General features: G+C 71.1%; 7 protein-coding genes. 4 read left to right on the top strand and 3 right to left on the bottom strand.

Going from position 1 to position 7,968, the window contains the following annotated elements:
* Window positions 1-36: 36 nt before the first annotated feature.
* The 3 genes from ACFV61_RS25400 to ACFV61_RS25410 all read right to left on the bottom strand — a co-directional run bounded on the left by ACFV61_RS25400 (window position 37) and on the right by ACFV61_RS25410 (window position 4,391).
* A complete protein-coding gene (locus tag ACFV61_RS25400; protein WP_063346578.1) occupies window positions 37-2,040 on the bottom strand; it encodes an APC family permease in 2,004 nt (667 codons plus the stop codon).
* Between the two features lie 237 nt (window positions 2,041-2,277).
* Window positions 2,278-3,882 (bottom strand): multicopper oxidase family protein, encoded by a 1,605-nt coding sequence (locus ACFV61_RS25405; protein ID WP_380494041.1) that lies wholly within the window; start codon window positions 3,880-3,882, stop codon window positions 2,278-2,280.
* A 98-nt stretch (window positions 3,883-3,980) separates the two neighbouring features.
* A complete protein-coding gene (locus tag ACFV61_RS25410; protein ID WP_380494043.1) occupies window positions 3,981-4,391 on the bottom strand; it encodes a DUF6153 family protein in 411 nt (136 codons plus the stop codon).
* A 198-nt stretch (window positions 4,392-4,589) separates the two neighbouring features.
* Here ACFV61_RS25410 and ACFV61_RS25415 point away from each other — a divergent pair, with 198 nt between their 5' ends.
* The 4 genes from ACFV61_RS25415 (at window position 4,590) to ACFV61_RS25430 (ending at window position 7,806) form a co-directional block, all read left to right on the top strand.
* Entirely contained in the window at window positions 4,590-4,991 is a 402-nt protein-coding gene (locus ACFV61_RS25415; protein ID WP_380380759.1) for a hypothetical protein, read from the top strand.
* Window positions 4,992-4,994: 3 nt separating this feature from the next.
* Window positions 4,995-6,707 (top strand): alpha/beta hydrolase, encoded by a 1,713-nt coding sequence (locus tag ACFV61_RS25420; protein WP_380339710.1) that lies wholly within the window; start codon window positions 4,995-4,997, stop codon window positions 6,705-6,707.
* Complete coding sequence (locus tag ACFV61_RS25425; protein WP_380339712.1) at window positions 6,704-7,231, top strand: hypothetical protein; 528 nt, start codon at window positions 6,704-6,706, stop codon at window positions 7,229-7,231. The genes ACFV61_RS25420 and ACFV61_RS25425 overlap by 4 nt, the downstream gene beginning before the upstream one ends.
* Before the next feature lie 173 nt (window positions 7,232-7,404).
* Complete coding sequence (locus tag ACFV61_RS25430) at window positions 7,405-7,806, top strand: YccF domain-containing protein (RefSeq protein WP_063346584.1); 402 nt, start codon at window positions 7,405-7,407, stop codon at window positions 7,804-7,806.
* Window positions 7,807-7,968 lie beyond the last annotated feature (162 nt).

Genomic DNA, 7,968 nt, shown 5'->3' on the forward strand with positions numbered 1-7,968 from the left:
GGACCGGGCGGGCCGACGAGGTTGTACGGCGGAGCGTCAGCCGACGTGGACGCGCGGGCGGCGGCTGCGGTCGGGTTCGGCCTCGCGCAGCACCTCGCGGGTGACCGGGGCCACCTCGCCCTGGCCGAACAGGAAGAACCGCAGGAACTGGGCGAAGGGGTTGCCCTCGGTCCACTCGAAGTAGAGGTGCGGCTGCTGCCCGGTGCGGTCCCGGATGGTGAGGGCCAGCGCGGCGATCGCGTTCGGGATGCTGGAGCTCTCCAGCGTCAGCACCCGGTAGCGGCCGTGCAGCACCTCGCCGCGCACGGTCAGCTCGGTCTCGAAGTCGGAGGCGTCCCGGACGGTCACCTCGACGAAGACCAGGTCGTCCTCACCGGGGATGTCGTTGTCGGCGCGGATCTGGCGGATCTTGTCGCGGTACTCGGCGACGTCGCGGTGGGTCGGCTCGTTGGCGATCAGCCGCAGCGGGCGGTGCGCGTAGTCCCTGACGAAACGCTCCGCCACGTCGTCCAGCACCACATCGGTGACGCGCAGCTCGAAGGCGCGGCGCAGCCGGGAGAGCAGCGAGACCAGGATGATGCCGGCGATGAAGCAGGCACCGATCTTCAGACCGTCCGGCCGCTCCAGGCAGTTCAGCACGGTGGTGTACAGGAAGATCGCCGCGATGATCGCGAAGGCGGTGGTCCAGCCCCGCTGCTTCGCCTTGTACGCGGCGATGGTGACGGCGATGGCCGCCGAACTGATCAGCACCAGCACACCGGTCGCGTACGCGCCGCCCTGGGCGTCCACGTTGGCGTCGAACAGCCAGGTGACCAGGAAGCCGATCAGGGTCAGCACGATCACCATCGGCCGCACCGCGCGGGCCCAGTGCGGGGCCATGCCGTAGCGGGGCAGGTAGCGCGGCAGCAGGTTGAGCATGCCCGCCATGGCGGAGGCGCCGGCGAACCAGAGGATGGCGATCGTGGACAGGTCGTAGACGCTGCCGAAGGTGCCGCCCAGGTACTCGTGGGCCAGGTAGGCGAGGGCGCGGCCGTTCGCGTCGCCGCCGGGCTTGAACTGGTCGGCCGGGATCAGCAGGGTGGTGATGAAGCTGGTGGTGATCAGGAAGCAGCTCATGATCACGGCGGCCGTGGTGAGCAGCTTGCGGGTGCCGCGGATCCGGCCGGTGGGCTTCTCCTCGGTGTCGTCCGGGTCCCCCTCGATGTGCGGCATCACGGCGACGCCGGTCTCGAAGCCGGACAGGCCGAGCGCCAGCTTCGGGAAGACCACCAGCGCCACGCCCACCATGATCACCGGGTTGCCGTGCTGGGCGGTCAGCGCACTGGTCCAGTCCGTGACCACGTGCGGCGCCTCGATGATCTTCCAGATGCCGACCGCCACCACGACCACGTTCAGCACCAGGTAGACCGCGACCAGGGCCACCGCCAGGCCGATCGCCTCGCTGAAGCCCTTCAGGAACACCGCGCCGAGCAGCGCGACCAGGATCAGCGTGATCAGCACCTGCTTGCCGCCGAGGACGCTGGTCAGGTGCGGGTTCTCCACCAGGTGCGCGCTCGCGTCGGCGGCCGACAGGGTGATCGTGATGAGGAAGTCCGTCGCCGCGAAGCCGAGCAGCGCCAGGACGAACAGCTTGCCCTTCCAGAACGACAACAGCCGCTCCAGCATCGCGATCGAGCCCTCACCGCGCGGGCTCTCCTGCGCGACCCGCCGGTAGACCGGCAGCGCGCCCAGCAGGGTGACGATCACCAGCACGATCGTCGCGATCGGCGACAGCACGCCCGCGGCCAGCGCGGCGATGCCCGGCTGGTAGCCGAGCGTGGAGAAGTAGTCCAGGCCGGTCAGACACATCACCCGCCACCAGCGCTGGCCCTTGTGCGCGCCGGAGTCCCCCGCCTGCGCGCCGCCCTGCGAACCGTCCTGGCCGGCCTCCCCGGTGGCCGGCTTGTCCGCCGACACGTCCTCCAGCAGCCAGCCGCGCAACCGTATTCGCGCCGACGACGGTTCCGCCGTCGCCGCCTCCGTCGAACCCGACGAAACCACCTTGCACCTCTTGTTAAAGACCCCGTAAAAGCGCCGTCGGGCGACGGCAGTGCGACAGGCTATGCGACCGGCGTTAAGGACGCGTCATCGCCCCGCGTTAAGAAAACGTCATTGCTCCGCAGGTCGCGGCGGGTGGTGCGCCCGGTGGCAGTGCGCCCGCGGCCGGGCGCCGACGGGCCGGCCGCGCGGCGCTGGGGCAGGGCCGCTCCCCCGCCCCGACGCCGCGTGCCGCGAAGGTCAGGCCCGGTAGCCGAGGACGGTCATCATGCCCGTCTCCACGTGGTAGACGTTGTGGCAGTGCACCATCCACAGGCCCGGATTGTCGGCGTCGAAGTCGACGGCGAGCGTCGCGCCCGGCAGCACGATCGCGGTGTCCTTGCGGGGCCCGTCACCGGGCAGCGCGAAGGTGTGGCCGTGCAGGTGGACGGGGTGCCACATGCTCGTGGTGTTGCGGAACTCCAGCCGGACCCGCTCCCCCGCCGCCACCGGGTAGCGCTGCGCCGGGTCGTACCGGCGGCCGTTGAACGCCCAGTCGGCCTTCGCCATGCCGCCGGTGAGCTCCAGCCGCACCGTCCGGTCCGGCGCCCTGGCGGGCAGTCGCACGCTCGGGTCGGCCTTGAGCTGTGCCGCGCCGAGCAGCCTGCCGTCCAGCTCCGCCGGGCGCACCGAGGCGTCCGGCGCGGCGCCGCCGCCGGTGCGCAGCAGGGCGAGCGCGGCGGCGTTCTTGCCCTCGGCGAGCGCGGTCAGCGGGAACACGCCGTCCTGGACGGTCACCAGCACGTCGTAGCGCTCGCCCATGCCGAGCAGCAGCGCCTGGGTGGTGGCCGGCTCGACCGGGAAGCCGTCGGTGTGGGTGACGGTCAGCTCGTGGCCGCCCAGCGCGACCCGGTAGGCGGTGTCGCCGCCCGCGTTGATCAGCCGGATCCGGACCCGGTCGCCGGGCTTGGCGGTGAAGGTCTCGGGCGCGGTGGCGAGCCGGCCGTTGACCAGGTGGAACGGGTAGCCGACGTCGCCCGCGTCGCCGCCGAGCAGCGCGCTGCGGGCGCCCATCAGCATCCGGGACGGGCCGGCGGCGGTGGGCGGGGCGGCGCTCGGGGTGCCGGCTGGAGTGCCGCCCATGGCCGCCATGTCGTGGCCGCCCATCGCCGAGTGGTCCATCCCCGCATGGTCCATCGCGCCCATGCCCCGGGCGAGTTCGGCGAGCACGGCGTCCGGGGTGCTGCCGTCGACCCCGTCCACCCAGTCGTCCAGGACGACGACCCACTCCTTGTCGTAGCGCAGCGGCTCCCTCGGGTCCTCGACGATCAGCGGCGCGTACAGGCCGCGGTCCTGCTGGACACCGGAGTGCGGGTGGAACCAGTACGTCCCCGGGTGGGCGAGCGCGAAGCGGTACTCGAAGCCGGCGCCCGCCCGCACCGCGTCCTGGGTGAGCCCGGGCACGCCGTCCATGTCGTTGCGCAGCGCGAGGCCGTGCCAGTGCAACGAGGTGGGCTGCGGCAAGTGGTTGGCGAGACTGACGGCGAGCGTCTCGCCGACCGTGGCGCGCACCTCCTGGCCGGGCAGGCGGTCGCCGTACGCCCAGCTGCGGACGGTGCGGCCGCCCAGGTCGAGCGTCGTCTCGGTGGCGGTGAGCGCGACCTTGCGCTCCGGCCCGGGCCCTCGCCGCGCCTCGGCGGCGGCGACCTCGGGGCCGCCGGGGGCGACGAAGCCGCCCGGGGTGGTGGGGGCGGCGCCCCCATGGTCCATGCCCTTCATCGGATCGGCGGAACAGGCGGCGAGCAGACCGGTGCCGGCGGCGGCGAGCGCCGCGCCGAGCACGGTACGACGGGTGGGTGTGCGCATGACGGAGTGCACCTCGTGCGGTGGGTGTGGGTGAGCAGGACGTCGCGACGGCCGTCCCGCCCGCGCCGGAGCGCGGACACGGGGCGGCCGGCGCACGCCTACTGACGCAGCACCGACAACCGGGCGAGGAGGATCCGCCCGCCTCCGGGCGGCGGCAGCGCGCGAACGGCCCGCAGCAGCCGGGCCCTCACCTCGGCGGCGGCGTCACCGCTGTACCGCAGCAGGGGGCCGGCGATGAGGAGCAGCAACGTCCAGCCGGCGAGAACGGCCAGACACACCGTCATCGGATCCATGCCGTCGGCCGCTGCGGTGTGCACCGTCTCCTCGGCGCCCGCCGGGTGACCGGCGCTCACGGCGTGCCGCGCCGGCCCGTGGTCTGCCCCGTGCTCCACCCCGTGCCCGCCGACGGTCGGATGGCCGAGCGTGTGCATCGCCACGATGCCGAGCAGGAGCGCCGCGAGGAGCAGCAGGCGCAGGGCCCGGGGGACGGCCGGACGCGGCTCCGCCATCGTCCACCTCCCGACCGATCCCGCCACCAGTTACCCCCGCAGGGTATCCCGAGTCACGGCCCCCGGCCGCGCCGGGGCAGGTCGCCCGGCCCGTGCCCTCCCCGCCGCCAAAGATCGATCCGTTAGCATCCGTCAGCAGTTTGTCGACACGGACCCGGGCGGCACGCCGGTCCGGGGCTCATCAACGGGGGGAAAGACATGGCAGATCCTGATCTGGCCTTGGAGTTCAAGGTCAACCCAGCCGAACTGGACGGCTGCGGACAGAGCGCCCAGCACATCGGCGGACTCATACCGGGAGAGACCGCGAAGATCACCGACCCGTGCAACCAGGCCGCCGGAGGCCTGAAGGGCTGGCTCACCGCCGCCGCCCTCCAGAACTGCGGCACGAACTGGAAGACGCTGCTGGACAAGCTCGGCGGCGACATGGGCGACGTCGGCACCAAGCTCGCCACCTCGGCCGCCTACTACCGCCAGGTCGAGAAGGACATCCACGGGAGCATGCGGAACCCGGCCGCACCGGTCCCCGACGAACCGGACCCCTTCAACACGACCTTCGTCCCTGGCCCCGTGAAGCCCGCCGACGCGAAGGCGGCCGCGTAAGCGATGGACATCAAGACCCTCCACGACGCCGACCTCATCAACCTCACCACCGCGAAGACCGCCTTCGACACCCTGGCCACCGCCTTCGGCCAGCACGTCGAGAACTGGCAGCACGAGGTCGTCGACCGACTGAACCACTCCCAGTGGACCGGGAACGCCGCCGGTCACGCCCAAGCCCGGATCCAGCTCCTGGAGAACGAACTCCAAGCCGCCCAACAGGAGATCGGCCTCGTCAGCAGAGCCCTGTACGACGCGGCCGAGGGCTTCGCCGCCGCCCAGGCGCACCTGATCAACGCCCTCGACGACGCCAGGACCCACAAGCTGACCGTCGCCGCCGACGGCGGGATCACCTGGGACAACGACCCCGGCTCCGCCACCTTCGCCGGCACCGACGCAGAGTCGCAGGCCCGGCAGATCAGCAGCCGGATCACGGCCGCACTCGCCGAGGCCGACCACGCGGACCAGACGATCAGCGCCCGGCTCGCCCACCTGGCCGGCAACGCGAGCGACGGCACCGGGCTCGACGCCGCCACGGCGAAGACCGACCTGGCCGCCGCGAACGCGCTCGAACAGGTCCCCGCCGCCGGCACCGACCCGAACAGCGTCAAGGGCTGGTGGAACGGGCTGACCGACGAGCAGCAGCACCGGATGATCCTCAACCACCCCGACCAGGTCGGCGCCCTCGACGGCGTCCCCGCGCTCGCCCGGGACCAGGCCAACCGGATCAACCTCCAGCGCGGCAGGCAGGACCTCCAACACCAGCTCGACGGCCTCGGCCCGGAGCCGAAGCACTACCTGTCCGTCGCCGAGACCAACGGCGGGCCCGTCCAGAACCCCGACTACACGGCGTGGAAGCAGAAGCGCGACGACCTCGAAGACAAGCTGAAGGGCGTGACGGCCATCGAGAACCGGCTGAACACCCCGGTCAACGCCGAACACCCGCCCACCTTCCTGCTGGGCTTCGACACCAACGGCAAGGGCCACGCGATCATCGCGGCCAACAACCCCGACACCGCCGACAACGTCTCCACGTACGTGCCCGGCACCGGCGCCCGGCTCGGCAGCATCGGCAGCGACATCAACCGCTCCGACCTGATGGTCAAGTCGGCCAACGACGCCAACCGGAAGGCGCAAGACCCGAGCACCACCTCGTCGATCACCTGGGTCGGCTACGACGCTCCGCAGACGATCATCCCCGAGGCCGCGGACGACAAGTACGCGAAGAACGCGGAGGACAAGCTGCACGCCTTCGAGACCGGGCTGCACGCCACGCACGAGGGGAAGCTGTCGAACAACACCGTCCTCGCCCACAGCTACGGAACGACGACCGTGGGCTACGCCATGCGTGACAAGGGCCTTCCCGTCGACAACGTCGTCCTCATCGCCAGCCCCGGCTGCGGCGTCGAAAACGCCAAGGACCTGAACATCGACCCGTCCCGCGTGTACGTGGCGCAGAGCCCGGCCGACGCGATCGGCTGGGCCGCCGCCACCGACCCCGGCGGGATGGCGGACAACATCGTCGACAACGTCGCCAGCTCGTGGGGCCTCGGCGACGGTGACCACCACCTGATCCACGGCCGACAGACCACCGTCCCCCAGTTCGGCGCGCAGGTCCTGCCCACCAATCCCAACGCGGGGCATTCGGACTACTGGAACGACGATTCGCCCACCCTGACCTCCATGGGCCAGATCATCGCCGGAAAGCGGGTCTCATGAGCACCACCGAGCACACCCCGCTGATCAAACGGGTCACCACCACCGCCGTGCTGGCGGTCGCCGTACTGGCCCTGAACGCCTGCGGCGTGCAGACCTTGAACGAGCGGTCGAAGTCCACGATCACGCTCGACCAGGCCAAGAAGCAGATCGACACCTACCTCGCCGACACCCTGGCCAAGCTGCCGGTCAAACCGACCGCGAGCTCGGGCGATTTCTTCGACATGGAATGCGACGCCAACGACATCGGCCCGCACGGCAGGACGCAGACCCATCGGGGATACGACTTCGGCGACGTCCCGTCCGCGCCCAAGGCCGAGGCGGCGAACGCCTTCCGAACGTTCCTGACCGGCCAGGGCTTCCAGCCGGTTCAGGATCCCCCCAATTTCCACAACGACTGGATCAGGCTGAAGAACCCCAAGAACGACTTCCTCGCCACCCTGGACGGGGTCTCCGACGCCAGCCACGACCTCACCCTCCGGGTCAGCTCCCCCTGCGTCTGGCCCGACGGCACGCCACCGGCCTGATCCGAGCCGCCGCACCGGCGCCGCACCCTCCGCAGGGTGCGGCCCCTGCACGTCCGCCCGCGCCGGCCCCGGAACAAACCCCGAGGAACGTCCCCTAAGGGCGTAGACGCGCCCGGGCGCGGGCATGGCTGAATCGTGGAACCCCGAGCAGCAGCCGTGAGAAGGTGTCGGCCATGAAGGTGATCGAGTTCGTCCTCAATGTCATTTGGCTGATCTTCTGCGGTATCTGGATGGCCATTGCCTATACCGTCGCCGGAATTATCTGCTGCGTGCTGATCGTGACCATCCCGTTCGGCGTCGCGTCCTTCCGAATTGCCGGCTTCATACTGTGGCCGTTCGGGCGGACGACCGTGGAGAAGCCGGGGGCCGGGGCGGCGTCCTGCGTCGGGAACGTCATCTGGCTGATCTTCGCGGGCTGGTGGCTGGCGATCGCGCACCTGGTGACCAGCATCCCGCTGTTCCTGTCGATCATCGGCATCCCGTTCGGCTGGGCGAACCTCAAGATGATCCCGATCTCCCTCATGCCGCTCGGCCGCGAGGTCGTCCCCACCGACCAGGCCTGGGGCGCCCGGTAGCCGTTCGAGAAGCAGCCGCAGGATAAACGGCCCCGGGGGGGGGGGGTTAACACCCCCCCGCACCGGGGGACCCGGGGCCGCGTACCCGCGGTTTATCCCGGAAATCCACGGGGGGCGGGCCGCCGGGGTCGGCTGGCTGAGCCTGTACGCGTTCTCCACGGA

The organism is Kitasatospora sp. NPDC059817, from assembly GCF_042731835.1.
Classification (GTDB): domain Bacteria; phylum Actinomycetota; class Actinomycetes; order Streptomycetales; family Streptomycetaceae; genus Kitasatospora.

Bases quoted from the DNA above. Each gene is read 5' to 3' on its own strand.
- ACFV61_RS25430 (WP_063346584.1), top strand. From the start codon at position 7,405: ATGAAGGTGATCGAGTTCGTCCTCAATGTCATTTGGCTGATCTTCTGC.
- ACFV61_RS25425 (WP_380339712.1), top strand. From the start codon at position 6,704: ATGAGCACCACCGAGCACACCCCGCTGATCAAACGGGTCACCACCACC.
- ACFV61_RS25410 (WP_380494043.1), bottom strand. From the start codon at position 4,391: ATGGCGGAGCCGCGTCCGGCCGTCCCCCGGGCCCTGCGCCTGCTGCTC.
- ACFV61_RS25420 (WP_380339710.1), top strand. From the start codon at position 4,995: ATGGACATCAAGACCCTCCACGACGCCGACCTCATCAACCTCACCACC.
- ACFV61_RS25405 (WP_380494041.1), bottom strand. From the start codon at position 3,882: ATGCGCACACCCACCCGTCGTACCGTGCTCGGCGCGGCGCTCGCCGCC.
- ACFV61_RS25415 (WP_380380759.1), top strand. From the start codon at position 4,590: ATGGCAGATCCTGATCTGGCCTTGGAGTTCAAGGTCAACCCAGCCGAA.